Origin of the sequence: Haloglycomyces albus DSM 45210, from assembly GCF_000527155.1 — a bacterium.
Taxonomy (GTDB): domain Bacteria; phylum Actinomycetota; class Actinomycetes; order Mycobacteriales; family Micromonosporaceae; genus Haloglycomyces; species Haloglycomyces albus.
In genome coordinates, this window is record NZ_AZUQ01000001.1 from 1418983 (window position 1) to 1443743 (window position 24761).

The 24761-nt window shown below is 55.7% G+C and carries 23 protein-coding genes; 14 read left to right on the plus strand and 9 right to left on the minus strand.

Annotation, left to right across the window (positions count from 1 at the left end; all coding sequences use genetic code 11):
* Positions 1–119: 119 nt before the first annotated feature.
* The 3 genes from HALAL_RS0106670 to HALAL_RS0106680 all read left to right on the plus strand — a co-directional run bounded on the left by HALAL_RS0106670 (position 120) and on the right by HALAL_RS0106680 (position 2961).
* The gene (locus HALAL_RS0106670; protein WP_025273256.1) at positions 120–542 is read left to right on the plus strand and encodes a hypothetical protein; all 423 of its coding nucleotides are present in this window, start codon (positions 120–122) and stop codon (positions 540–542) included.
* 111 nt (positions 543–653) lie between these two features.
* A complete protein-coding gene (locus HALAL_RS0106675; protein ID WP_025273257.1) occupies positions 654–2384 on the plus strand; it encodes an alpha/beta hydrolase in 1731 nt (576 codons plus the stop codon).
* Positions 2385–2448: 64 nt separating this feature from the next.
* On the plus strand, positions 2449–2961 hold the full coding sequence (locus HALAL_RS0106680; RefSeq protein WP_156937641.1) for a hypothetical protein: 513 nt from the start codon (positions 2449–2451) through the stop codon (positions 2959–2961).
* A 93-nt stretch (positions 2962–3054) separates the two neighbouring features.
* On the opposite strand, the gene HALAL_RS18510 is transcribed toward HALAL_RS0106680, so the two are convergent.
* The 4 genes from HALAL_RS18510 to modA form a co-directional block, all read right to left on the minus strand.
* Positions 3055–4374, minus strand: coding sequence for a hypothetical protein (locus tag HALAL_RS18510; RefSeq protein ID WP_025273259.1), 1320 nt, complete (start codon positions 4372–4374; stop codon positions 3055–3057).
* 156 nt (positions 4375–4530) lie between these two features.
* Positions 4531–5598 carry an ABC transporter ATP-binding protein gene (locus tag HALAL_RS0106690; RefSeq protein ID WP_025273260.1) on the minus strand — a complete coding sequence of 356 codons (1068 nt, stop codon included), beginning with the start codon at positions 5596–5598 and terminating at the stop codon, positions 4531–4533.
* Positions 5588–6430 carry an ABC transporter permease gene (locus HALAL_RS0106695; protein ID WP_051462791.1) on the minus strand — a complete coding sequence of 281 codons (843 nt, stop codon included), beginning with the start codon at positions 6428–6430 and terminating at the stop codon, positions 5588–5590. The genes HALAL_RS0106690 and HALAL_RS0106695 overlap by 11 nt, the downstream gene beginning before the upstream one ends.
* The gene (modA, locus tag HALAL_RS0106700) at positions 6369–7178 is read right to left on the minus strand and encodes a molybdate ABC transporter substrate-binding protein (RefSeq protein ID WP_025273262.1); all 810 of its coding nucleotides are present in this window, start codon (positions 7176–7178) and stop codon (positions 6369–6371) included. The genes HALAL_RS0106695 and modA overlap by 62 nt, the downstream gene beginning before the upstream one ends.
* A 134-nt stretch (positions 7179–7312) precedes the next feature.
* Between modA and HALAL_RS0106705 the strand changes: the two genes are divergently transcribed.
* On the plus strand, positions 7313–7714 hold the full coding sequence (locus tag HALAL_RS0106705; protein ID WP_025273263.1) for a GNAT family N-acetyltransferase: 402 nt from the start codon (positions 7313–7315) through the stop codon (positions 7712–7714).
* A gap of 228 nt (positions 7715–7942) precedes the next feature.
* Here HALAL_RS0106705 and HALAL_RS18515 read toward each other — a convergent pair whose 3' ends face one another.
* From HALAL_RS18515 to HALAL_RS0106720, 3 genes are all read right to left on the minus strand, one after another.
* Positions 7943–8527: a hypothetical protein gene (locus HALAL_RS18515; RefSeq protein WP_156937642.1), complete on the minus strand. Its 585-nt coding sequence runs from the start codon at positions 8525–8527 to the stop codon at positions 7943–7945.
* Between the two features lie 79 nt (positions 8528–8606).
* Positions 8607–10358 (minus strand): alpha/beta hydrolase, encoded by a 1752-nt coding sequence (locus tag HALAL_RS0106715; protein ID WP_025273264.1) that lies wholly within the window; start codon positions 10356–10358, stop codon positions 8607–8609.
* On the minus strand, positions 10358–10783 hold the full coding sequence (locus HALAL_RS0106720; protein ID WP_025273265.1) for a hypothetical protein: 426 nt from the start codon (positions 10781–10783) through the stop codon (positions 10358–10360). The genes HALAL_RS0106715 and HALAL_RS0106720 overlap by 1 nt, the downstream gene beginning before the upstream one ends.
* Before the next feature lie 1565 nt (positions 10784–12348).
* Between HALAL_RS0106720 and HALAL_RS0106725 the strand changes: the two genes are divergently transcribed.
* From HALAL_RS0106725 to HALAL_RS0106770, 9 genes are all read left to right on the plus strand, one after another.
* Complete coding sequence (locus HALAL_RS0106725; RefSeq protein WP_025273266.1) at positions 12349–14133, plus strand: hypothetical protein; 1785 nt, start codon at positions 12349–12351, stop codon at positions 14131–14133.
* Positions 14134–14189: 56 nt separating this feature from the next.
* Positions 14190–14861, plus strand: coding sequence for a hypothetical protein (locus tag HALAL_RS18520; protein WP_156937643.1), 672 nt, complete (start codon positions 14190–14192; stop codon positions 14859–14861).
* A 559-nt stretch (positions 14862–15420) separates the two neighbouring features.
* The gene (locus HALAL_RS0106740; protein WP_035534410.1) at positions 15421–15726 is read left to right on the plus strand and encodes a hypothetical protein; all 306 of its coding nucleotides are present in this window, start codon (positions 15421–15423) and stop codon (positions 15724–15726) included.
* A 329-nt stretch (positions 15727–16055) separates the two neighbouring features.
* Positions 16056–16613 carry a hypothetical protein gene (locus tag HALAL_RS18525; protein WP_156937644.1) on the plus strand — a complete coding sequence of 186 codons (558 nt, stop codon included), beginning with the start codon at positions 16056–16058 and terminating at the stop codon, positions 16611–16613.
* Entirely contained in the window at positions 16603–16971 is a 369-nt protein-coding gene (locus HALAL_RS0106750; RefSeq protein ID WP_025273270.1) for a hypothetical protein, read from the plus strand. The genes HALAL_RS18525 and HALAL_RS0106750 overlap by 11 nt, the downstream gene beginning before the upstream one ends.
* Positions 16972–17230: 259 nt before the next feature.
* Complete coding sequence (locus HALAL_RS0106755) at positions 17231–17824, plus strand: TetR/AcrR family transcriptional regulator (protein ID WP_025273271.1); 594 nt, start codon at positions 17231–17233, stop codon at positions 17822–17824.
* Positions 17821–19008 (plus strand): FAD-dependent monooxygenase, encoded by a 1188-nt coding sequence (locus HALAL_RS0106760; RefSeq protein WP_025273272.1) that lies wholly within the window; start codon positions 17821–17823, stop codon positions 19006–19008. The genes HALAL_RS0106755 and HALAL_RS0106760 overlap by 4 nt, the downstream gene beginning before the upstream one ends.
* Positions 19009–19216: 208 nt before the next feature.
* Complete coding sequence (locus HALAL_RS0106765) at positions 19217–19960, plus strand: hypothetical protein (protein ID WP_025273273.1); 744 nt, start codon at positions 19217–19219, stop codon at positions 19958–19960.
* A 109-nt stretch (positions 19961–20069) separates the two neighbouring features.
* Complete coding sequence (locus HALAL_RS0106770) at positions 20070–21401, plus strand: S8 family serine peptidase (protein WP_025273274.1); 1332 nt, start codon at positions 20070–20072, stop codon at positions 21399–21401.
* 169 nt (positions 21402–21570) lie between these two features.
* On the opposite strand, the gene HALAL_RS0106775 is transcribed toward HALAL_RS0106770, so the two are convergent.
* Positions 21571–22911 (minus strand): WXG100 family type VII secretion target, encoded by a 1341-nt coding sequence (locus HALAL_RS0106775; RefSeq protein WP_025273275.1) that lies wholly within the window; start codon positions 22909–22911, stop codon positions 21571–21573.
* Between the two features lie 24 nt (positions 22912–22935).
* Positions 22936–23442, minus strand: coding sequence for a hypothetical protein (locus HALAL_RS0106780; RefSeq protein WP_025273276.1), 507 nt, complete (start codon positions 23440–23442; stop codon positions 22936–22938).
* 366 nt (positions 23443–23808) lie between these two features.
* Between HALAL_RS0106780 and HALAL_RS0106785 the strand changes: the two genes are divergently transcribed.
* Positions 23809–24759 (plus strand): hypothetical protein, encoded by a 951-nt coding sequence (locus tag HALAL_RS0106785; RefSeq protein WP_025273277.1) that lies wholly within the window; start codon positions 23809–23811, stop codon positions 24757–24759.
* Positions 24760–24761: the final 2 nt, after the last annotated feature.

A 24761-nucleotide genomic window follows, 5' to 3' on the forward strand; every position in this document is an offset into this window, starting at 1 on the left:
GAGTGATAAACGCGAATTTTCTGTGGCTATAGGGGGTTTCAGTGCCTCTGTGCTCGGCGATTCAGAACAAACGTGTTTGTGACTAAATGGTAAATGACGTTTCCAATGGAGGCAACGGTATGGGGAGTGAACTGAAACTCGATCCCGAAAAATTGGAGACTGCGGCGAGCAATCTGCGCGATTTGGGAGACGAGGTCAGCGATGCGGCGAACAAGGTGAGCGAGGAAGCCTCGAACTCCCTTGTCGACGTTGACGTTGGCAAGTTCGACTTTCGTTCCGGACTGTCGAGTGCGCTGTCGTTCTGGGCGACTCGAAATCAAGACGTCTCCGAACGTTTCAACGACACGGCCGAATACGTTGACACCCATGTGGAAATGGCGCGCCAGGTCGACGAGGACGTTTCCCAGGGGCTGGTGGAACTGCAGGACTCCATTGACGCCGACGACTACACGGAATCGGATTATTATCGCGTCACCGGCACCGAACGCGAATACGCACACCAATTGACCGATATGGGCCCGGGTTACCGCAGCCTTCGATGACAACGCCCACCGAACCCCACAAGTGTAGAAAAGTCCTTGCCCGCACATGACAAACGATGCAGTCCATCGGCCGAGGTCGGGCAATGGCGATGACGGTGAACGGAAACGACGATGAGCGACCTCGATTGGAAGACCCTTCAGGACACCGACTTTTCATATCTGGGCGATTTCGCGGCCTATCTGAAAAAGCACATCGGTGACTGTGAGGAGGTCGAAGACAAGGTTTTCAAGGACAACGATGTGTTCGGGGTGGAGGACAGTGAGGACTTCACCGGGGACGTCGCCGACGAGACTCGGTATTACCTGACGCGAACGGTCAGCCGGTATCTGGACGATCTGGAGATACCCGAACGCATCATGAAAATCGTGCTGGACGCGGAAGAGGAGTTCACCTCTAAACAGACCGACCTCGAGAAGATCTTGGAAGAGGCGGGTCCCGGGTTGAGTCCCGCCGGAACGGTGGGCAACGAGAAGTTCGTCGTCAACGGTCGCGCCGGCGGCTCCGACGTGACCTTCTATCAGGACGTCGAGATCGCCGACCACTGTGACACCATGTCGCAGCGGTTCAAAGAACTCATGAACGAGGCGCGGGAGTACGATTCCGACCTGAAGGAACGGCTCAACGCCGTGGACGACTCGGTCATCGACCTACCTCCGTCGCTGGCGTCGGCGGAATACGACCAGGGAATGTACGAGTACGCCGAAGCCGAATACGAACGGCTGCAGAAGGCCGTCGATTCCGGCGACGCCCAGGCGAGCGATATGACCGACTGGTGGAACTCCCTCGACAAGAGCGATCAACAGCAGATGCTGCAGGAGAACTACGAGTCGATCGGGCGCACCGACGGCATACCCACCGACGCTCGTGACGACGCCAACCGTCTGCGCCTGGAAAACGCGCTCGACCTCAGCTACTCCGATCACCCGGACCTTGACACCGAGATACAGGATCTCCAGGACCGGCTCTCCGAATTGAGGCAGGAACAATCCGGATACGGCGGTGGCATTATCGGAGACCACCCGTTTCTGCACTCCGAGGAGTACCGAGAGACCCGGGACAAGCTCGACGGGCTGTTGCAGGAGAGGGACGACCGCGACCGGATGGAAAACCTGCAGGACAGGATCACCAGTGAATCGCCGTCGGGGCAGGACTACTACTTGATGGACTATGACATCGGAGGCGACGGCAAGGTCGCTCTGTCGGTCGGCAACCCCGACACCGCCGACAACACGGCGGTATACGTCCCCGGTACGGCGGCCGACTTCTCCGGTTCACACGGCGGTCTGATGGACCGGTCCGAACAAATGGCCTTGGACGCCCAGGAACGCAGCCCGGGCGAGGAAACGGCCAGCGTCATGTGGCTGGGCTACGACGCCCCTGACCACGTCGGGGCCGCTGTGACCACCGCCGCTGAAGAAGGCGCGGAAGACTTCTCCAACTTCATGGAGGGTATGGACTCGACCGGCGACTCCAACACCACCGCGATCGGCCATTCGTACGGAACGCGCCTGATCGGCGAGTCCGCGTCGGAATACGGCATCGCGACCGACCAGATCATCTCGGTCGCCAGTCCCGGAATGGGCGTCGACAGTGCCGGTGGTCTCGGTATCGACAGTTCCGACTTCTACGCGGTGAAGGACGACAACGACATCATCGGCGTGGTTCCGGATTGGGATGTGGCTCATGGCCCCGACCCGACCAACGACGACTTCGGAGGTAACGTCTTCGAAAGCGACGCAGGCGATAAGGGCAAGATCGCGACGCACTCGGCATACTGGGATTCGAATAATCCGTCGCGTGAAAGCATGGCCGACATCATTACGGGCGACTACAGTGAATGAATGACCTCCGCGCTCGTATCCGTGGGCGGTGGTGCTGGTATCGGCCGTATTCTTGGGAGGTTGTATGACTGATTCGAACAACGCTGAGCATGCTGCACAGCATGATTTCGATCAGAGTGACGTGTGGCAGCGCCTAGAGTCGGCCATCGACGAGACGCTCGCCGTATTTCCCGAACGACCGGAGAAATTCGAGTCACGTATCCTGCTGAGTTTCGACGACACGTGCGCCCACCACAACCACGCCCAATACGAGCTGCGGTATCGCTTCACCCTGGACGATTCCAGGAGCACAGCGGTACGTCTGGACAACTACGACGCCTTGCACGCTAAATGGGCGTTGGCCGGGTTCAATGTGCACGGAGTCGACGAACCGTCCGGCAAACTCGGTGCCGACCGCAATATCCAAGGGCTGCGGGAAAGCGACGCGGTCAACGTCTGGTATCGCGTCTGGGGACAGGTGTCGATCCTGGCGCAGACCCGGTGTATCAACAAGGTGGACAACTGGAATCCACCGTGCCCGGAGCCGCTGCGACCGGTGGAGCGCGACATCGCCTACGAGCGTTACTGCGAAGGCTAGAACCCCCGGCATAGACGCCGCTTCCGTATACAGAAAATCGGCCGGCTCCGTAGTTCACGGAACCGGCCGATTTATATCAGGTATTCGGTTGTCCTACTCGGTCCGCACCTTCTTGGCCCGAGTGAGATACACCAGCGAGACACCGGCGGCCACGAGAGCGGCCGCGAACCACATCAGAGTCGCGTAGTTGTTGCCGGTCACCGGAAGAACGTCCTCGTCCTTGTCACCCGGGTCGGACGGCTCCGAAGTCGGATCGCCCGGCGATTCGGTGGGATTCTCCGTGGGGTCCCCGGTCGGCTCCTCGGTGGGGTCCTCCGTGGGTTCACCTGTGGGCTCTTCGGTCGGATCCTCCGACGGGTCGTCGGTCGGGCTCGGGTCCGGGCCTCCCACTGCGGTCACGCCGATCTGCAGGCGACCGGACTGGGGATTGTGGCCGATATCGGGCACGCTGCTCTGAACCTCGACCTCACCGGTGTAGGGCTCGTCGCTCGCCCGGCTCTGCGCGCTCGCACCGGCTTCGTCGTCCTCGTCGGCCCCGGGCGAGGTGAGCGCAATGAACGTTCCGTCAATGAACCCCAGGTTCGCGGGTCCCGTTACGCCGTCCTTGAGCTGAAGCGTGGCCAGATCGATATCAACGTGATCCTTGTAGCCGCCAGTCGAAGCGGGAACCTCCAGTTCGGGGAAGCGACAGATCAAGCCGATCTCATCGACTACCTCGCACTCGTCCACGGTGTCGACGATGGTGACTCCGGCGGGAACCTGCGCGCTGACAACGACTCCGTCGGCATCGACCGACCCCTGGTTGTACAGCGAAATTTCGTCCTTACCGAGCGGTGCGTTCTCCCCGAAGGGAATGTCGATCATGTCGGTGCTCTTGACGCCCAGATCAGCTCCCAGGTTGCCACGTGACACCGTGAAGTTCTGCGTTAGCTGAGAGTGCGCGGCGTCCACCGGAGTGGCGCTGTCAACGCTCACCGTTCCGGTCGTCGACTCGGAATCAGGAGTAATGAGCATGAGAATGTCGTAGACGTGGCGGACTTCCCCGGACGCGATATCGCCGAGGTCGCATGCCATATCATGAGGAGTCACCAGCTCGCAGGAGGCGTTTTCGCTGTTACCGTCCAACGGTATGAAGGCGATGTCGCTGGGTGTCTCCTCACTCAACGTCACGCTCATCGTGACGTCCTCAGCGGTACGGCCTTCCTCGTTGTAGACGTCGATCGCCATACGGTGGGCATTGATGTCGGTGTCGCCGTCGAACGTCGCGTTGAGTTCGGTGACTTTCAGGTACGAGTCTCTGGGAGCTTCACTGTTGCTGGCAAACGCCGACGTCATTCCGATCGTCGTGCACGCCAGAGCGATAACACCGCTAGCAGCGGCCAGGGTGTAGCTCCGCCGGGTACGTTGGGGCATTGGGGTCTCCAGGAATCGACTCGTGGCCGACGGCGCACGAGTTTACGGCTGTCTATTTATTCGGGCTATACACGCTGCACTCTATCCGTATGCCCCACGAACGGCCAAGCCGTGATATCGAAACGTTACGCTACATTTGCCGGACCGTGCGGTAGCTCAATCCGGGTAAGCCCGCACCTCGGTGGCCTTCACCGCCGCCCACAGACGACGCCCAGGACTCAACGCCAACTCCGCTGCCGCAGAAGGCGTCACATCTGCCGCCAACCGCACCGAACCCGCGAGCGCCACCCGCACGTGATCACCATGCCGATACAGACTCTCCACCTCCACCGGCCACGAATTACGCGGACTACCCTCCGGCTCAACGGCATGCAACGCCACCGCCTGCGGGCTGAATGCCACGAACGCCGCGCCCCGCAACGATTCGCCCGTCTCCACCGTCATGCCGTTGTCCAACACCACCGACGTGCCACGCGCCAATCCGCGATACAGATTCAACCCGACCAAACGCGCCACATAATCAGTCCGCGGTTGGCTCGTAATCTCGGCGGCCGTGCCCTCCTGGACCACACGCCCCGACTCCACCACCACCATGCGGTCGGCCAAAACCAACGCGTCCACCGGATCATGCGTCACCACGACCGCACCGCCCTGATGCTCGTTCAAACGCTGATGAAGTTCAGCACGCATATCGAGTCTCGTGCGCGCGTCCAAAGCCGCCAGCGGTTCATCCAACAGCAACACCCCAGGCTCAGGTGCCATCGAACGCGCCACCGCCACCCGCTGCGCCTGACCACCCGACAAACGCCGGGGCTTACGACTCATCGCGCTCGCATCGAGGCCAACGCGCTTCAACCAATCCGCCGCCTCGCGACGCGCCGCCGCACGACGCCAACCCCGACGACGCAAACCGAACGCCACATTGTCCAACGCGCTCAAATGCGGAAACAACAGATAATCCTGAAAAACCATCCCCACGTTCCGCCGCTGCGCCGCAAGCCAAACCCCAGTGTCGGGGTCATCCACCACCGTGCCGCCGACGGCGATACGACCCGCCTCCACCGGCAACAAACCGGCCAGCGCCGACAGAACCGTCGTCTTCCCCGCGCCGTTCGGGCCGACGATCGCGACCGTCTCTCCGGCCGACAGCGAGAGCGACACGTCAACGGCGAACTCCCCACGATCCACGACCACCCGGGCGTCCAAAACCGACTCAACGACCATGACCACCCACCCACTTCGTCCGCAACGCGAACAGGATCACCACCGACACCACCAGCAGGATCAAACTCAACACCAAAGCCCCCTCCAGGTCCGACTCCAGCGCCAAATACACCGCCAAAGGCATCGTCTGCGTCCGCCCCGGAAAGTTACCCGCGAACGTGATCGTGGCCCCGAACTCGCCAAGCGCTCGCGCCCAACACAACACCGCGCCCGACACCACGCCCGGAACGATATTAGGAAGCGTGACGTGCAGAAACGTCGACCACCGGCTCGCCCCCAAAGTAGCGGCGGCGTCCTCATAACGGTCATCGGCGGAGCGAAGCGCACCCTCCACCGACACCACCAGAAACGGCATCGCCACGAACACCATCGCCAAGACCACGCCCGTCGTGCTGAACGGAATCACGACGTCAAACCAATCCTCCAACCGCCGACCGATGAAACTATCGCGCCCGAACACCAACAGCAACGCGATACCGCCAACAACCGGAGGAAGAACCAAAGGAACGGTAATGAACGCCCGCAGAACCCCCAAACCACGAAGACGACTGCGCGCCAACAACCACGCCAGCGGAATCCCCAAAACAAGACACACCAACGTCGCAATCGTCGCCGTCTGCACCGACAACCACAACGCACTCCGAATCGCCGGATCGGCCAGCCGGGACGGCAGCTCGCTCCACGGCGTGCGCGTCAGAATCCCGAGCAACGGCAGAACCAAAAACAACGCGCCGAGCATGGCCGGAAACAACAAACCCAACGGGACGCCGTCATTGACCCGACGACTCCGCGACTCCCCGCGCTGCACAAACGACTGTGGTAGGCGAACCATATAACACCGACCGATATCCGTACTGTTCCAAGACGTGCTGCCCGGAAGCCGAACGCACGTAATCGATGAACGCCTCCCCGGCCTCCGGATTCAGCGCGCGTTCGACGAGCGCGATGGAATACGTGGCGAAAGGGTCCAGCTCAGGGGAGAGGGGGATGGGACGTAGGTCGGCGCTCGCGGTGAGGACGTCGCTGCGGTAGACGAGTGCGGCGTCGACTTGACCGAGCTCGAGTTTCGCGAGGGTGGACTTGACGCTCTTTTCATAGGTCTGGATGTTCGGGCTGGAGTTCGATGCGCTGAGGACGCGGTCGGAGATCTGCCCGCAGGGAGCCTCCACGGCGCAGACGGCGACGGTCGCTTCGGAGGCGGCCAGGTCGTTCAAATCGGAGACATCGAAGGGGTTGTCTTCTGGAACGGCGATGACCAGTTCATTTTGTACGAAGGCGGAGGGTTCGGAGCCGAGATTTCCCTCGTCGGCTACGTCGGCCATGTTCACCTCGGACGCGGACGCGAAGACGTCGGCGGGAGCTCCACGATTGATCTGAGCGGCGAGAGTAGCACTGCCGTTGAAGCTGATCGTCAGGTTCAAGTCGGGGTATTCGCTGACGAAGTCGGCCTTGATGTCGGTCAGTGCTTCATTGAGGGAAGAGGCGGCAAAGACGGTCATCGAGCCCGACATGGGTTCGGAGGTTTCCGAATCCGAACTTGCGCCGCAGGCCGATAGGGCAAGCAGTAGAGCGGTGAGCATCGCCAAGCTTGCTGAGAACCTAGAAGCCGTACTTCCGGGCCGAGACGACCGCGCACACCGATCCGGAGGGGTGTGGGGTGCGGGTTGAACTCGGCTCATGACAGAAAGTCTAGCGGGACGATTAGCATCGAGACATGATCACATATACGACCGACATCGCCTCGTCTCCGACTCCTGTGGCCGCTGACTTCTTCGTAGGATGGCCGACCGCTCCGAGTCAGGAATCCTTTCTGGCTTCGCTGAAGGGGAGTCATGCGGTGGTCTTCGCCGTCGCCGAGGACCGCACGATCGGGTTTATCAACGCTATTAGCGATGGGAATTTGACCGCCTTCATTCCCTGGCTTGAGGTCCTACCGGAGTACCAAGGAAAGGGGATTGGGCAGGAGCTCGTTAAGCGGATGTTGGACGTCCTGGGCGACATGTATTCGGTGGATTTGGTGTGCGACGAGGACGTAGTGCCGTTCTACGAAAAGCTGAACCTGATCCGCCTGTCGGGAATGGCGGTGCGGAACGAGGAGGCTCTCCCTAACACCTAGAGAACCGGGTCCCAGAGCAGGCGCTGACTGAATGAAACGATGCAGGATTCAATCCGATATAGAAGGATAACTTGAAGGTCCCAGCTCCCAACCCTGTGAACTGATAGCCCAGTACCTTTCATCGGTGACCTTTGAGTGACCCATCAATAAAGTAACGTTTCAGAGCCAGTCTACCTCGCGGTTTTTGCCACACTGGTACCCAAGTTGGGCAACGTTCTGTATCAGGTTCTATTCGTTTTCCTCTTCCAGTTTTGTGCCATGGTGTTCATCGGCTTCTTCTCGCCACTTCGACCCGACCTTGTCGCCTTCTCGATTGACGCTGTCTAGTGGTGGTATGTATTCCTCCTCGAAGCCTTCAACTGCACGCATGCAACCTGTCTGGATTGTCAATCCTACGCCATACTCCGGGCCTGCTGTATACCAGAGGTGTACTCCATCCGGACGGTCTGCTTCAATTGACTTTTCTTCGTCGTTCGGTCCGCTGGTCCATTCTCTTATGTTGTCGAACCCCTGATTCTGCCAAGCTGTTTTGAGGGAATCATAGTCAGTTGTAAAGTACCGATCTAGGGGTGGTGATTCGAAACCTCGGATGGAGTAATAGACTCGGTAGGAAACGAATGGTGTTCGTTCACCAGTATCGGTATAACAGTATGTTGAACCTCCAGTTTTGCGCGTCATAAAACCAGGAAAATCGTTCGGAAGAAACCTTTGCGTCTGTTTAGCTGCTTCTTCCGCGCGCTGCCACCCTTCTGATTGGTCAAATGAACGTTCTGGATAGTAGTTTTCTATATCTTCAGGTCCGTAATGTTTCATACAACCTCCTACCATCAATAGGATAAGAAATATAGTCGGGAAAAGTACTAGGGAATAATTACGCATTAGCATGGTACTTCTAGGTTGGATTACCTGACATTATCCGGGCGATCTCTTTTACGGCCTGATTTTCTGGTGCAAAGTAGCCAGTGTGGATCTTATTTCCTTCGTTGCTTGGATTTCCGTTACGATCAAGCGAATCGCTTTCGAAGGTTTCTGCTTCGAAACTAGGAGTTGTTGGATCGGAACCGTGACCTATTAGCCCAGATGGTAGCCCCAACGAGTCTCCATTAGCCATGGTGGACCACATGTTGTCCTCATCGATTCCTTCATAATCATGGACCTGGTTTACGTCATTACCGCTGCCGGACGCAGCTACAAATACCAAATTGTCAGCCGGTGTAGGTTCCGAATCGTTGGCAGCTGCTTCGCCGATCAAGAACCCTCCGTAGGAGTGTCCAGTGTAGGTTAGATTTACGTCTGAACCGTTTGTATTAGTTGTATCAATCGATTTGCCGTAGTCGTTTAGAGTTTCATGCCCCGACTCATTTCTGTCGGCCCAAAAAGCTTCTTCGACGTCATCGGGCGCGTCGTAATCCATCCAGAGCACTACAGAGGTATCGTCGCTGACTTGGTCTTCTATGGTTGCTATATTGTCGATATACCGATCGGCATTATCCATGCTTGAATTAGTTCCAGGAACCAGTACTCCAACATTATCCTTTTCATCAGGATTGCCTATTGCGACAACCGCTCCGTTGGTCTCATCAGTATCGTACTTGAGGAGAAAAGAGTCGTCGTTCGACGTAATTTTATCTTGTAGGTTGTTAAGATTTGCATAGTCTCGCTCCAGCTTTTCTAGGCGTTCAATCTTCTCTCTAGTTTCGAGGTATTCCTCAGTGTAGATTGTTTCCATTCCGTTTCTTGGTGTAGGTTCTTGTTCATATTTTTCCTCAATGCCAAGATCCATTCTCTCGATTTTGTCTCGGAGTTCGTCAAGCTGGTCAAGGTCGTCGTATTTAGGATCGTTTAGTTCAAGGTCGAGCATGAGTCGATTTGCACTATCGCGGTCGTTGCTAGGTATGCCGTTAAGCGGTCCGATTTGTTCGTAGTTGTTTTCGATCATCCATTCGCGATTTTCTTCGCTCAAGGCGTTCCACCAGTCGTGGACCTTATCTGGATCCTCTTCACCTTTGGTAAAATCATCGAGTTCATTCTCCAGGAAACTTCGAGTCTTACTCTCGTAGTCCGCAACCGCCAAGGTGGGAGGCAAATCTATGAGGTCGTCGTCAAGGCTTGACAGATTGTTATCTATATCGTCATCCAGGTCACGTACATTTTCCATGAGCTCGCGGAACCGGATACTCATCTCTTCGCAATGGTCGTCAATATCCCAGTTGCGGAACGACGTTACCTCCGGGTCGTCGGGCTTGTCGATGCCCCCTGAATCGCGTCCGTTAATCACGAACTCTTCTTTTCCTGGTTTACCGGTGGGTGTAAGGCCTGTACCCGCCGTTTCAAACAGGTCTTCCAGATCTGATTGATAGTCACTGAGATCATCTTCAGCTCCTGCCAGCAACTTCACGATGCGGTCGAGCATTTCAGTATTGTCGAGATAGCGAGATACTGTTCTGTCCAAAAATGCTCTGGTTTCATCGGCGGTATCACCGGCAAAATCATCGCTGTCGTCGTCGCCAAACACTGGATTGTCTTTGAAAACGCGATCCTCGGTCTCTTCGCATTCACCTATGTATTTTTTCAGGACGGCGGCGAAATCGCCGAGCGAGGAGAAGTCGGTGTTGCGGAAGGTTTCCCAATTCAGTTCACTCATCAGCTGAACCGCACCTCGCCATTCCGTCCACTCGGCGTTTGAGACTCATCGGAGCTGGACTCAGCTCCAGTAGCGTCTCGGTAGTCGGACGTCGTGTAATCATCGGCGCTAATGGCGTCTTGGAGTTCAACAAGGCTGTCTGAGGCGTTCTCGTCGGCTTCTCGTGCCAGGCTCACGTGGGTTTCAACATACTCCGACGCATCCTCTATACGATTCGCGAACCCTTTAGCTCGGTCGTACCAAGCATCAAGCGCCCGGATCAAACCCGCACGAAACTGGTACTCCCGAATGTCGATATCTATTAGGGCATTGGACGATTCTGAGATGAGTCCGCTAGCTGAAGTTGTCGTTTCGTCAGCTAGATCGCGTAGATTCTTGGAGGCTGACTCAACTTCATCAGTATCAAGCCTCAGAACGTTTCCCACGGGGGAAGCCAATCCTTTCATTTGAGATGAGGTAGGCCGTTGTTATTTATGAATTAGGGGGTGTAGATACACTGGTATGGTGCGTATTCTCCGCGCTCAGAATCGCCTCAGCGAGCCGTAGCATTGTTAGAATCGACCTAATTGGTTCCGGTCATTGGGGTTCAATGCCTGTTTCTGCACATGTACAGCTTCCTGCGTCAGGATTCCTACTGGAACGGAACACATCAGCGGTATCTGGGATTATCAGGGGGATACGGTTACTGCAACGTAACCGTTACTCCAATTGCAGAGTACTGAAGGGGTGCAAGGAAGTCAACCTTGGGTCACCGAAGAGCTGTTTGTGGAGTGCAGGATTGCAGTGCCAAGAGCAGACAGTTGGGTGCGATGGCGGCCGATTGGACGGTTTGAAGCCTTGGGTGTGTCGGTTGTTGTCGTCGAGTCAGTCGATATGTCAAATACACCGTTGTCCGCATCGTTGAAGACAGCGCACATTCTGTGAAGACGCTAGATATTTGGCGCGGAAGTCAACCGCCGCACGTCCATGTCAGAACGATAGCTCATATTAAGGTTCACCGCAGAATGAACCGTCGAGTTCCGGCTCAATAGTCTGTTCTGTATCGTTCGCGGCGAGTCTTGTGCAGTTGACGTTTGGATTTGCACCCGTGGGGAATGCTTCCTCGTCGATTAACGGGTTCGGAGTCAAAGGTATTCCGTGGTTGATTGCGATAGAACGGCGAACGTCGGTGTCCATGCCTAGCTCGGTGACACCCAGGGAGATTTCGGCGCCTTTCCGTATGAGGACATTCTTAGCAGGGGTCGTAGAAGCTGCAATCGTACTGGGTGAGTGGTGTGATGTCCGGGACCATGATGTTTCGCGTGGTTTCGAGGTCGGCGAGAATGTCTGAGACGGGTACGTACAGGGTGTGGGCGGGATCGCTGCCGTAGTTGGCGTGTCAAGGTGCCGTTGCCGTTAACCAGCAGGAAGGAGTGTCTGTCGGTGTTCCTCGTATTGTGGCGGCGGGATTCGTAACGCGCTGCTTCGGTAAGGCCGAGTTGGGTTGGAAGCTTCAAGACTGGAGAGATCGTTGTCGGCCCTCGTCTGGATACGGATGTCGATGGGGTGAGTGATGGTGGAGAGGAATCAGTCCATGTCGGAGATGGTGGTGCGGAACCTGGCGGCCCTCCCTAACACCTTGAGCTGAGGGTTCCTTGAAGGGCCACTCGCTGAATAAGGTTACGTCGAAGGGCACTTGCTCGAAACCGGACAACACCACCGTGGACCGATGTGCTCGACTTTGTGGCCGACACAAACTAAAACCAGTCGAAACACCACACAAAATTTCGAAACTTACGCCTCATGCTCAACGGAGTATGAACGAGCGGGGACAGACCGTGTGTCCCAGATGCCCGCAACATTTCGCTAAACCTTAAACCTGGGTAGTTGTGGTATATCTATTCAGCTTATAACGTATCTGAAATCAGTTGGTTACAATGCCTTATGGTGGTGCTAGAACGATTGTCCCCCAGCCATACCGCCTGACTTGTTCGAAAGGACCCGAGATCGCATGGGCCAGGAACACGTAACTCACGTTGAATCACTATTGGAGAAGTTCGAGAAGGCATTGGCTTGGCGGCATACCGTCGATATAGCTGAGACGATGTCAAGCTATGCACTGGAAAACGCCGCTAGATTCCCGACGAACGAGGTGGGTCCTGGGCATATGGCGCTGGAGGGTGGCGGCAGTGGAATGCAAGGCATGGTGGATTCCATTGCAGCAGGGCCGGAAGCGCTTAAGGTGCTTGCTGAAAAGTGGAACTTCTTGAACAATGAAACCATTCAACGTCATCTCGGATATTGCGATACCCTAAAATTTATCGATACAGGATCAATGCCCTCTGGAGATCCAAGGGAGTACAACCACAGAGAATGTAACTTCCACGTTCCAAACGGTAATACGGGCGACGGTGAAGAGTACAGCGTTGACCAAGAAGTCCTAGCTGAAGGTTGCCAGGCGATACAAGTGCTCAGGACAGCCAACGAATGGGCCGCTGAGGATAGAGACGTGCTAGAGCGAGAAATCCTCTGGTTCGCTGACCATGATGTGGAGGAACTTAAGGATCGGTGGGACTTGCTTGTTCGTGCCATCGGAACGCTTGACCACCCTATGGATAATGCGGCGTCGCCGAGCAGCGACGTAGAAATGATGCGTGACCTATCGCAAGACGTGTCTCTGTACGAGGCTGTACAGACCATTGATACCAGTCGGGGCGGATCAGCTTGGATGGTTGACTGGACCGGTCTTGCTGCTGATACTGCTGCTGAAGGCTTCTTTTCTAACCTTATAACAACATTGGGTAATCAATCTGGGATTATGGTTGGATGTGCACAAGCAATTAACGCTCGAGCAAATTCGATTGTTCAGACCCGTGAGCAGACGATAGAGATCCTGGAATCCGCTATAACAGCAGCGTCCAACATACAGACAACGGAAACTCACCTAAAGGATCAAGGTGATGCGTTCAATGTTTCGAAAGCAATCGTCGACCTAGTTCCTGTCATCGGTGATTCTATTTCGAGTATTGTAGGAATTGCCCAATGGCAACAGGCAAAATTTGGAGATCCTAAGACAATATTCATTAACAACACAATTGAAGTTGTTGTAAAACATTATGGTCTCCTAAGGGCGATTAAACATGAAGTAGAAGAGTTTGAAACGCTATACGAAACCTCGGTGTCCAAATTGTATTCGTCTCTTGGGAGTGTCCCCTCACGCAACCTAGAGCTATATGACATTAGCCGGAATAATCCGGAGGGAAGCGGTAATACGCAAGACGGATACCACGTTGATATAAGCGTTCTATTTGGAATGGCGAAGCAGCTTTCCGGCCTAGGTGAGGGTTATGATCGTCTAGTGCACGAGGTTCGGGGCCTTGATTCCAGTCTTCCTAGCCTTGCAACCCATGATGGATCGGCAACACCTCCCGACAATATGGTTACCGATTTGAATGAATTTATAATCGACATTATACGTACTACTTCTGCTCGATATTATGCAGCTTGTGAACAATTGCGTGATGCGGCTTTGGCGTATTCTGAAGCCGACAACGATTCCGTGGAAGACGCACAACGGTATATCGATGATCTTGAGGATGCCGGAAAGCTAGAAAACGATTTTAATCCGGGAGATATTAGCGCGACTGAAACGGATTTCCCTGCTGGTGGTGATGATACAGGGAACTATGATTTCGATAATCCTTATTGGGAGGAACTTGAGGGGTATGACCAAATGGATTATGTAGAGACCGATACGGCGAAGCGTGGATCTCGTAAAATGCGGAATGATAACTAGACGCAGTTATGGCAGCGAGATATACGTGGAAACCTGCAGATTGAGAGGAGAGACGGATGGAGACAAGGTTTAAACAGATGATGCTCTTGGTGTATCGGGTTTTGGGTATTGTAGTGGCTATATCATTTGTAGGTAGCTGTACTTCACAGAATGGTAATGTTAACCCAGTCCCGTCTACCTCCGAGGAATCAACGTCATATATCCCATCGAAGGCCATTTCTAGTCCTGATTTTTGCCCGAAAGAAGTCCCATCGTCTGTAGCAGACAAATTTCCAGGCGACGAAGAAATCGATTCGAAATCAGGTTCGGTAACGGAGAGTATTTTGACCTGTAGATACAGAGTCGGCTGGGATGAGGTGCGCAAAAATTTTGCAGATGCTGACAATGGAGATATTTCTGAGATTCAGGTACTTGTAGCTGTTCGTGGTGAGGAACCTATTGAAGAAACTGATTGCAATTACAACGAAAAAACCGATTTTAATACGAATAAAACTGAATGGAATCAAATGAATGCGACTGTTAGTAATAGTGAAGTTGAGGTACCAAATAGCGGGAGTACCTATAGTACCCACCTGATTGACTTTTGTGGCCTTATTAGGAACGTTGAAATATCTGCACAAGCTACTGTGAAAGGATTCGGTCCAGACGAGCCTCAACTTAGTGAAGTTAAGGAAATTCGTGAGCTTGCCGAGTTCATCTTGAAAGACCATTGGGTTGAGCGAGACTGAAATCGGGGCCTTAACCGGCGAGTTCATACTACGATCCAAGGTATGATCGAGAAATATTGATGAACTGAATTTGTGACGGTGTGAAGCTATATATCGGACTAGGGACTCTTGTGAAGTCATTCCGTTCTAGAGGAACTCAATGTATGAAGAGAAAAGCATATAGGGAATGAAGAATTGGACGGTTTGTGGGCCCGTGGCGTGTTGGTTGTTGACTTTGTGTCGCGTGTGGGTGACACTGTCGACTGCCGGGCGATCCCGATGATCGTCGAGGACTTCAATCAGGCATCCAGTCCGATTGCAGTAGTGGCTCGCCAGCCATGCGACCAAACAAGGTTCTGGCGAGCCACCGCAACAAAAACAACACCTCGAAAGGAGTGCTTTGTGTTTTCTCATCTTAGTGGATAGCCCTGTCTTTTTCCACCATCACCACCGCCGGTCGCGTCGGTAGCGCTTCCGTCTCGCACTCGGCGTCCGTTTTTGCTCCCTTGAACCGTTGCACCATGTACCGTCCACACCCCCTTCATGCCTTGTGTCTGGAAGGGGAGATCGGAGCATTGTTATGCCTACAGTGTTGAAGACACTGACGTTCAACGGCAACACCATCGACATCGTCCACAAAACCAGCCGCCACACTCTCTGGGTGGAGATCAACGGCAACTCCGCCGCTACAGTCCACTGCGGCACGGGCACCAGCTTGTTGACTCCGGTGTCGGGGTGGTCGATCCCTGCGGGGATGGACGGCTGGATACTCGGCCACGCCATGGAAGCTCACGACCAACTTACTCACCTGGACAGTGCCCACGCCCCTGACGCGGAAGCTATCGCGGCCCGCGTGGAACAGCAGCTGGGTGGTGTCCTGTCATGATCGATCCGCTGTATGCAGAAATCACCGTCATCGCCAGCATTGTCACCTTCGTCCTGGCGGCTTTTCGCCTCGCCACGGTTAGTGTCGCTGCCAATGGCGCTGCTGCTTCAAGTAGCCTCGGTAAAGCCAGGCGGAGTGCCAGAACCAGCACGGCCGGGGCCGACGCCGAGCCTGCTGTTGGACGGTCGTTCAGTGCGACCGATGCCCCGTTGGCCACGGGTCGGTCTACCGATCGGACCACGAGCCCCGATCCTCGTGCAGGATCTCGTCACGCTACCGGATCCGCTCCTCGTACAGCCCCTGCATACGGTCGCGGTCTCGCAGAGGGGATGAGCACCGGTCACGGTACGGACGATGCCACCGGCCAAAGACTCGGCTCAGGTCGCAGGGCCACCACCGTCTCGCGTGACAGTGGTGGCCGTTTCGCTGGGGTCAACACGTCACCTCCTCCGGGATATCGAACACGACCGTTGGGACACAGCCAAGACCGCACGGCCCCGTATGAGCGGGAATCGTTCTACCCCGAGCATCGTCAGGTCTGCTGGCGGGGACAACTGCCCACGACCGGACCGGTCATCGCGCGAGTGGGATTCCTGGCACGCACTATCGAGTTGCGGCGAATGACGCTCATGTCGGCGGCCATCGTCGCCGTCGAGCCCGGCGGAGCCGAAACACTTCTGGGATCGATTGCCTGGGATGCCCAGTATGCCGACCATATCGACTGGAGTGATAATCCAGCACGTCACAGTCTGATCGCCAACGGCACGATGGACATGTTCTGGCTCGACCAACGTCTCCGCGCGGCGGTGGAACGATTCTTCCACAATCGCCACGTTCCCACTCGGTTCATCGATCCTAGAGAGGAGCCCGTGACTCATGCCGGTTAACTATTTGCCGACCGACGCCGTCGTCATCGGCACCATCGAACACGACCGGCACCACTGGCACGCCCACCTCGATGTGACCGGTAAAACCGTCTACCTTCTCCCCGTCAACACCAGGACGAATGACGGACTACGAGGCAGAGCCACATCGTGCCTCGAGCCTGAAGGGGAGAAGGAATCGACACCTGAACGGGAGTGTCCACCGGACGCGATCGCCTACTGCCACGAATGGAGGCGACCCAACGTAGTGCTTTACAACGAACGCCTCTACACCCGAGCGCGCCGTAGCACCACCTGGCTGCCCGAACTGACCGACAAAATCGCCTGGACCGTCAGGCCCTACCTCAACCAACCCGACTAACCAACCCACCGAACCACCTACCAATGAACGTGGCCAGGGACATGAGGCACCCCTGGCCACCATTTCTTGGGATAAACGACATCGCGTAACCAGAAACCGAAACAATTCTTACCGTCCAATGTGCCAGCTGAAAAACCAGGTCATTTGAGGAGATACGGGCAGTCGCTGCCGTTGATCGTCGCCGCATCAAGGACCGTTGGCTAGACGGAAATGTCGGGAAGTCTTGTACAAGTACGGCACTGCGTGGTAATTTGGTCACATGACCAAGACGAATGACCAAGAAAGTGCTCCGCAATCCCGGGGCAGTGAAGTTCGAGAGAAACTGCTGGAAGCGGGTGCTGAACTGATACCCGAGTTGGGTTGGAACGGCGTCAGCACACGTAAGTTGGCAGAACGAGCCGAAGTTAGGTCCGGGCTCGTTCACTATCATTTCGATTCGCTGCAGGATTTGCTGTGTCAGTCCGCCATGCGAGTCATACGCGAAACCCTGGGTGCCGTAGGCGGTGCATTGGCACTCGTCGACCAGCCAGAAGACGCGGTTGACGCCATGCTCGCCCACATCGACATGTTCTCGGGTCTCGATCCGACTTCGTTGCTGTTCGCGGAAACCTACCTTCAGGCAACGCGCGATGAGCGGCTACGGGACGAATTCACCACGGCCACAGTTGAGTTCCAAGAGGAGGTCGGGCAGTTCCTCGAACGCCACAACATATCGTCCGACGGGCCGGCACTCACGTTCATGTCCGCACTCGACGGGTTCGTCCTGCACAAGGCGCTCAACCCATCTCTCGCAGCATCAACGATGGCACCCTCACTCAAGCAGGTCCTCCGGTCGGAAAGTGGTGCGGCATGAAAGCGCTTATCAGTGGAGCCGGAATAACCGGAATGGCCGCAGCCGAACGGTTGACCAGTCATGGATGGGATGTCGCTGTAGTCGAAAAAGCGTCCGGTCCACGCCCGCAGGGATACATGATCGACTTTTTCGGTCCGGGCTATGAAGCCGTAGAGCTCATGGGGTATGAAGATCGTCTCCATGAATTCGGACAACAAGTGGCGCAGGCCGACTACGTCGACGCCGACAATAACGTGCGGGCACGGTTGCGGTACGGCACCTTGGAGAAGGCCATGAGCGGAAAACTCGTGAGCATCATGCGCCCGGACCTGGAATACCTACTGACCGAAGCAGTCGGGGACCGAGCCGATATTCGCTACAGCACGGTCATCGAGTCGATTGATGAAACGTCAGAAACGGTTGTCGCGGAGTTGTCCGATGGGACGACCGTCGAGGCCGACCTGTTGATCGGCGCTGACGGGATTCATTCGCAGACTCGTGAAATGAAATTCGGTTCCGAAGACAAGTTTCTCTACCCGCTGGGAATGCATACCGCTGCCTTTGTGTTCGACGATCCAGAGGTATTTGATCAGGTCAACGGTTCCCTGATTCTCACCGAATCGTTGGATGCTCAGATGGGGTTCTACGGGACGCGGGAAGGCAAGGTTGCCGTATTTACGGTGCATCGCGATTCGGGGCCATTGCCTGACGACCCGCGTACCGTTCTTAAAGAGCGATACGACGGGATTGGGCCATTGGCGCAGCGAGCGCTCGACGGGTGTCCTTCTCCGTCCGAGATCTACTACGATGTTGTCGCCCAAATCGATCTTCCACAGTGGGTCGACGGTCGCACGATGTTCTTGGGGGATGCGGCTTATGCGGTGTCCCTGGTTGCGGGACAGGGTGCGTCATTGGGGGTGGCCGGTGCGTATGTTTTGGGAGAACGTCTACGGGATGTGACATCGTCTGAGGATGTTCCGTCGGCGTTGCGGGAGTGTGAGTCACGGCTGAAGGACGTAGTACGCGATCGGAAAATGACGGCTCGGAAGAATGCGGAGAAGGTCTTCCTGCCGCAAACGATGGCGCAGTTGTGGTTGCGGCGATGGATGGTGAAAGCCATGCGGGTTCCGGGAGCGAGCCGGGTTCTCCGTAGCGGGCTCGTGGGGAAGGACCACTCGTCGGTAGCGGCACTGAGCGACTTTTAATACTAATTCTATGATTGCCCAGTGTACGGGTTACTGGTATGGGTAAGTACCGGTTACCTTGCCGAACTTCATTTGATACTAGACTGAATCTAGATCACTGTATTGGTTTGCGAAACACGGTCCAATTGGGCTAAATGGCTACCAATTGCGTTGAGGACGAAGTGAAGATGGTATTTGGGATCGATGTGAAGGCTGCAAAGGTGGATCAGTGTGGGATCTAGGTAAGGTGACGAAGTATCATATTCGGTTCAAGGTTCGTGCCGCGCTTGTTCTGGCTGTCCTATTCCTCGCTACATCGTGTACCGATGACCCATCAAGCGCGGATGCGAATTTGAATATTGTGTACCCCGGTAGTGGTGAGATGGAAGAAATGTACTCGCATCTTGAATATGACGTATTCACAACTATGGATGTGTCTCCAAGCACAACCTATATTCAGGATGTTGTACCCGAGCAGTACACTCGTTACAGCTTGTTTGCCGCATCGCATCATGGGTCATCTGTCAGGGATCGCGTTGAGTGGGAACTTCTCGGTGGATACGTTCCTGAGAGCCTAGCAAGTACGGCAAGTTTGACCTGTAGCGCTAATTATGAGTTTGAAGAGCTTACAGAACCGGAGATTAAATCAGCGCTGCCCATCGATGTCGAAATAGAGGTTGCGTTGGCTAACTCCCAATCAAGGCTGGAATGGCCGGAAGACTTGAGCGTATTGGAGGAAGAACCGAACAGTCCGGATAATCCTGACGGTTGGGATCAAGTGGATAGGTTTCAATCGATCACGGAGTCCAGCAGAGGCGTTACAATGCAACACTTTCATTTGGGTGTCCAAAGGGAGAATCTGAGTATCAAAGTCCACCTGGGTTCCGGTAAGTCCTCGTACGACGAGGAGGAGTGGAACGATATCGCGATGAGCTTGATTGAGGATATCGAGCCAAGACTCGTAAATGAGTAGAACCATCCAGCTTGGGTGCGCTTGTGTGGGCGGAGTGTTGCGGATAGTGATGGTTCGCTATGGTTGTGTCTATAAGTCCCCCATGTCAAGCGTTACGTAAGGATGCGCGATGATCTACGGTTCCTTTGGCCTGGCGCGTTGGCCGGTTCGGTGTCTGGTCTTGCTGATCGCGATGGCGATGTTGGTTATTTGGTCGAGTAGGGCTGGAGCGCAGACGGAGGCGTTCGAAGACGGTAACCGGTGGGTTGTCGATCAGATCAATGCGGACGAGGCCTGGGATACGACGCAAGGCGAAGGAATCACAGTCGCCATCATTGACGATGGCATTGCTGCGCATCCAGTATTCGAGGGTATGGATATTCGCGACGGAGTTGACTCAACGGCTCCTGAGCGGTCCGCTCATAGTCGGGCCTCGTATCACGGCACGGCCCTTGCTGGAGCGTTGGTAGCGGTCGCCCCTAAGGTCACAATTCTCCCGATTGCAGTGTGGGCACCGGAAGAGATTGCACCGGGTATGAAGCCGAATCGTAATTCTCGTGCTTTTGCTGATGCGATTTATTATGCGGTGGAGGAGGGTGCCGATGTTATTAATATTTCGTCGGGGTTGAGTGGCGGCCCGAGGGAGCGGGAGCAGATGGCGTTGCAGTATGCCATGGATCAGGGTGTGGTTGTGGTGGCGGCTGGTGGGAATGATCCCGATGCGGCTGTGGGTGATCCTGCGAGGGAACCGGGTGTGGTTGTGGTGAGTGGTACGGGCCGTAATGGCGATTCGTGGTCCTCGTCGACGACGGGTCCTGAGGTTGTGGTGGCGGCTCCGGCGGATTATCGCCCGTGTTTGTTGACGCAGTCGGCGGAGGAGCGTCCGGATTGGGCTCCGGAGGCGACTGAAGAGGATTTGTATGAGGACTGTCAGGGGACGTCGTATGCTGCTCCGGCGGTGGCGGGTGCCGCGGCGTTGGTGAAGGCGTCTGACCCTAGCTTGACTGGTAATGACATTATTCAGCGTTTGATAGACACCGCCTCCGGCGTCGACGGCAGCCGTTCCGACGAGCTGGGGTATGGAGTTGTGGATGTTCAGGCTGCTATTGAGAGCGATATTAGTGGCGTGGAGTCCAACCCGTTGGGCTATCCCTTGGGCGAACAAGGGGCCAGCGAGGAGTATGCGGCGGAGGCTTTGGCAGACAACCGCCTCGTCGACACCCCCGAGGCCGACGACACTGCTCCGGAGTCTGATTCGGGTTCCGAAGGTGAGGAGTCTGCTGGTGCTGAGTCTGAAGCGGATAGTGGCCAATCGTTGGGGTTGTTGATAGGCGCTGCCGGTTTGGTGGTGCTTGGTGGCGTGATCGTGACGGTGGTGTTGGTGCGCCAGCAGCGCCGCAAACGCACCAGTCCTGGTCCTGTTGGAACCGGTGGGGCTCAGAACCCATTCGGGCCTCAGTAGCCACCTCTCCGTGTTCGACAGGGAAAGCTAGCAGATGGAGATCGGAGAGGGAGGACGCGATCCTAGTGCGCTGTCGTGGATCCAGCGTCGTTCGGGTTCGGGTACTACGACACCGTTACCGCTGGTTTAGCCAGCACGGGTGGCATTATGTTGTGGTGTTGGTTGGTGGTTAGTCGTCGTATTCTTCGGGGTTGAGGTAGACGTTGAAGTCGAAGTGGTCTTCAAAGAGTTGTAGGCGGCGTTTCCGACGGTTATCGGTTGTCTCGGAGTCGTCATCGCTGTCGTGAGCGGCTGTAGTGCTTCCTGCCGTTGTTGTGGCGGTGTTGCGGGGGAGGCGGTTGAATGGTTTTGGTCGGCCCTGCCGTGACCGCTTGTTTTTAGCGTCGTCATCGTCGGGCGTGGAGGTCTTACTGCTGGTGGCGTTGGGGGAGCGTCCCATCCCTCCCGGGGCTTGTGATCGGCTACCTCCGGAGGTGGAGCTGGTGGTTGATGTTGTTGATCCAGCGGGTCGTCCGCCTCCTGCCGCGCTGTTACTGCTACCAGGCGTGGTGGTGCTCGGGTTGGTGGAGGTGATGGTGGTGTCGGGTGTGCCGGGGACGGTGGGTCCGGCAGTGGGGGTGTTGGGTTGGATGGGGTTTCCGAATAGTCCGTATTGGGGTGTGGGTGCTCGGCTGGCGGCGAGTCCGGTGGCGGGGTCGGTGTCGAGGTTGTCGTAGGTGTCGGGGTTCCAGGCGACGAAGTCGTCGTCATCGTCGTCCCACGGTGCTGGGTCATTCTCAGTGAGGTTATTGGAACCGTCGTCATCAGCTGTCGCACCGCCGGGGTTAGCTCCCGACGTGGTGGGGTTGTTGATGGGTTCGCGTGTCGATGTGGCTTGTGAACCTTGCGGGGTCAAAGACACGTCATCGGGATCTAGACCGGGAGGTGGTGGGGGAGGGTCCATTTTGTCGAATCCGTCGCGGTAGACGGCGTAGACGTCGGCGAGGTCGGAGACGATTTCGGCGAATTGGTCGAATCGTTCTGATTTGTAGGCTTCGTAGCGTGCTTTTTCTTTGGATTGTTTGAAGCCGTCTTTGGAGAGGAAGTTTTCTCCGTGGTGGTGTTCGCACCACTCGTCAAACGTTAGGTTGTAGGCGGGATTAAGGCCGAACTCGCCGTATTCACCGACCTGTTTAACACGCGACCAGGCATCCTCTAGTGCACGTTGTGGTTCCGAAAGGTAGCTACGTCCGATTGATTTAAACTCTGAACCGTGCGTATCCAGGTATTCTTTGAGTTCGAATAGTTTGGCGGCGAAGCGTTCGGCTGCGGGGCCGGTCCAGAAGTGCATGAGGGTGTCGGTTTGTTGTTTTGATTCGTTGCCGAGGGCTTCGACTCCGTCACCTTTGTGCGTGTAGAAGTTTTCGGCGTGGGCGAGTGAGTCGGGGTCGGAGGTTGAGAATTGTTCCCAGAGTTGTTCGTGGGTGAAGTTGTAGCGGTAGTAGTCGAATCCACGACCCTCGCTGGACATAGCCGCTCAATCCTTCCTAAAGGGTTAGTCGAATTCGTCCATGATGCCTTTGAGCTTGGCATTCGCATTGTCGTCAGCGTCGATATAGCGGTCTCGGGCTGCGTCGGCCCGTGCGACGGTTTGGTGACCGGCTTCTTTGATCTGCTTGAGTTGTGCGGCGCGTGGCTCGTAAACGTTTTTGAAGAATGAGTCTCGGACATCCAGAGCGTCTTCAAAGTCCCCGAAAGCGGGGTCGTCGCCGCGATGCTGCACCGTCGTTTCGATGTAGCCGTTTCCGTTTGAATCGAACTTTGGGCCTTCGTAGGAGTTGCCTGAATCCATCTTCGAGATGATTTCCACGAACTCGTCGAGTGAGCTTCCGAGTTTGAGTGAGAACTCGTCGAGCGCGTCTTCGTCGAAGTTGATAATGCGTTCGCCGCCGTAGTAGATGGCGACGCCTTGGGAAGTGCGGGACGGGCGGATTTCGATTCCACCGGGCAAGGTGACGCTCGAACCGGATTCAGGGGCAAAGCTCTCGGGTTGGTCGGTCATTTCAAATCCTTGGGGGAGTTGGACTTGTTTAGTTACGTACAAAGCAGTGAACGATTTGTTACTTCATAGTTGCATACGTTAGCAACCGGTGTATGAAGGGGACAGTGCTATGAAACGCTGGGCCACACCGGAAGGTCCGGGGAGCGGCGTGGGATGGCATGGCTGGGTGCTGGTGGCCCAAGCGAAGCACTTCAGCAGTTGTGGAGCGCAGTTTGTTGGTAATAAAGAAGCAATAGTTTCTCTGGGGGCGATGGTCTCGAGGTGAGCCGGAAGTTGAAAATTCACTCGGACTCCTGTTCTGAGGATCGCAATACATGCGAAGATTGGAAGGAGATAAAAGTGATGGGTTGTGGAGGTTGAACATCGATGGACCGACGTCGTGACAAGAAGACGGCGAATCCTAAGGATGAGGCTAAGCCGTTTTTGGAACCGAACACGTCGATCGATGACCCACCCCGTGACTGGCGCAAGGTTGGGGCCATGGCTGGTGCATGGATTGTGGCGCTGGGAATGGGCGCTTGGCTAGGTCCGGCAGTAGCGCAAGGCGGCGCGGATGGTGAGGACGAGGTAGCGCTTAAGGATCAAGCCCCTGCGTCTGAAAAAGTTGCGGCAGACCGATATTTGCAGCATGGGTCAAAGGGAAACGAAGAATATGTTGCCATTTGTGACGGAGCAGATCCAGAAGTCGGTATCGCTACCTTGAAATCTCTGCGTGACGACTTTGAATCTGATACTGGTAAAGCGGGCCAAGTCGATATTCGACCGGTTGACTCCTACGAAGAGAATGGCCTATATACCGTGGTTCGGGACTTGTTTTTCCAGAACGACTCTCGTCAGCATTATCGCTTGCAGGTATCAGTGCTGAAGCAGGGCAATGGGTTCTGCGTTAGTAATGCTGTCTTCGTGGATGATGGCGGTACTGAATCCGAGTCTGAGGGCGGGTCGGTGACACCAGAGCAGCTGGCAATAGAATTCGTCAACCAGATCCGTAAACATAATGATCCTATAGCCGCTCGAGAGATGCAATGCGTTGAATCTTCTGGTGATGATCCGCAGAAGGTTGTCGAAGCCATACAGGAGATCACTTCTAGCGGCTATGACTCTGGTAGGACAGGTTCCAACGGTTCCGCCGAACTTGAGGAGGACGTGGTATCTGTTCCTCTGAAAATTACCTTCCAAAACGATAACGGTGCAGATTCTTTGCAGGTAAACCTCACCGTTGATGTCAACGTTACTGGCGATAGCTGCGTATCCAACTTTACGACAGGCGACGAACTGGAACCTTGGATGCCAACGTCATCAGAAGATGACGATTGAGT

Excerpts from the sequence above, each read along its gene's own strand:
- HALAL_RS0106670 (WP_025273256.1), top strand. The coding sequence starts at position 120 with ATGGGGAGTGAACTGAAACTCGATCCCGAAAAATTGGAGACTGCGGCG.
- HALAL_RS0106675 (WP_025273257.1), top strand. The coding sequence starts at position 654 with ATGAGCGACCTCGATTGGAAGACCCTTCAGGACACCGACTTTTCATAT.
- HALAL_RS0106680 (WP_156937641.1), top strand. The coding sequence starts at position 2,449 with ATGACTGATTCGAACAACGCTGAGCATGCTGCACAGCATGATTTCGAT.
- HALAL_RS18510 (WP_025273259.1), bottom strand. The coding sequence starts at position 4,374 with ATGCCCCAACGTACCCGGCGGAGCTACACCCTGGCCGCTGCTAGCGGT.
- HALAL_RS0106690 (WP_025273260.1), bottom strand. The coding sequence starts at position 5,598 with ATGGTCGTTGAGTCGGTTTTGGACGCCCGGGTGGTCGTGGATCGTGGG.
- HALAL_RS0106695 (WP_051462791.1), bottom strand. The coding sequence starts at position 6,430 with ATGGTTCGCCTACCACAGTCGTTTGTGCAGCGCGGGGAGTCGCGGAGT.
- modA (WP_025273262.1), bottom strand. The coding sequence starts at position 7,178 with ATGCTCACCGCTCTACTGCTTGCCCTATCGGCCTGCGGCGCAAGTTCG.
- HALAL_RS0106705 (WP_025273263.1), top strand. The coding sequence starts at position 7,313 with ATGATCACATATACGACCGACATCGCCTCGTCTCCGACTCCTGTGGCC.
- HALAL_RS18515 (WP_156937642.1), bottom strand. The coding sequence starts at position 8,527 with ATGAAACATTACGGACCTGAAGATATAGAAAACTACTATCCAGAACGT.
- HALAL_RS0106715 (WP_025273264.1), bottom strand. The coding sequence starts at position 10,358 with ATGAGTGAACTGAATTGGGAAACCTTCCGCAACACCGACTTCTCCTCG.
- HALAL_RS0106725 (WP_025273266.1), top strand. The coding sequence starts at position 12,349 with ATGGGCCAGGAACACGTAACTCACGTTGAATCACTATTGGAGAAGTTC.
- HALAL_RS18520 (WP_156937643.1), top strand. The coding sequence starts at position 14,190 with ATGGAGACAAGGTTTAAACAGATGATGCTCTTGGTGTATCGGGTTTTG.
- HALAL_RS0106740 (WP_035534410.1), top strand. The coding sequence starts at position 15,421 with ATGCCTACAGTGTTGAAGACACTGACGTTCAACGGCAACACCATCGAC.
- HALAL_RS18525 (WP_156937644.1), top strand. The coding sequence starts at position 16,056 with ATGAGCACCGGTCACGGTACGGACGATGCCACCGGCCAAAGACTCGGC.
- HALAL_RS0106750 (WP_025273270.1), top strand. The coding sequence starts at position 16,603 with ATGCCGGTTAACTATTTGCCGACCGACGCCGTCGTCATCGGCACCATC.
- HALAL_RS0106755 (WP_025273271.1), top strand. The coding sequence starts at position 17,231 with ATGACCAAGACGAATGACCAAGAAAGTGCTCCGCAATCCCGGGGCAGT.
- HALAL_RS0106760 (WP_025273272.1), top strand. The coding sequence starts at position 17,821 with ATGAAAGCGCTTATCAGTGGAGCCGGAATAACCGGAATGGCCGCAGCC.
- HALAL_RS0106770 (WP_025273274.1), top strand. The coding sequence starts at position 20,070 with ATGATCTACGGTTCCTTTGGCCTGGCGCGTTGGCCGGTTCGGTGTCTG.
- HALAL_RS0106775 (WP_025273275.1), bottom strand. The coding sequence starts at position 22,911 with ATGTCCAGCGAGGGTCGTGGATTCGACTACTACCGCTACAACTTCACC.
- HALAL_RS0106780 (WP_025273276.1), bottom strand. The coding sequence starts at position 23,442 with ATGACCGACCAACCCGAGAGCTTTGCCCCTGAATCCGGTTCGAGCGTC.
- HALAL_RS0106785 (WP_025273277.1), top strand. The coding sequence starts at position 23,809 with ATGGACCGACGTCGTGACAAGAAGACGGCGAATCCTAAGGATGAGGCT.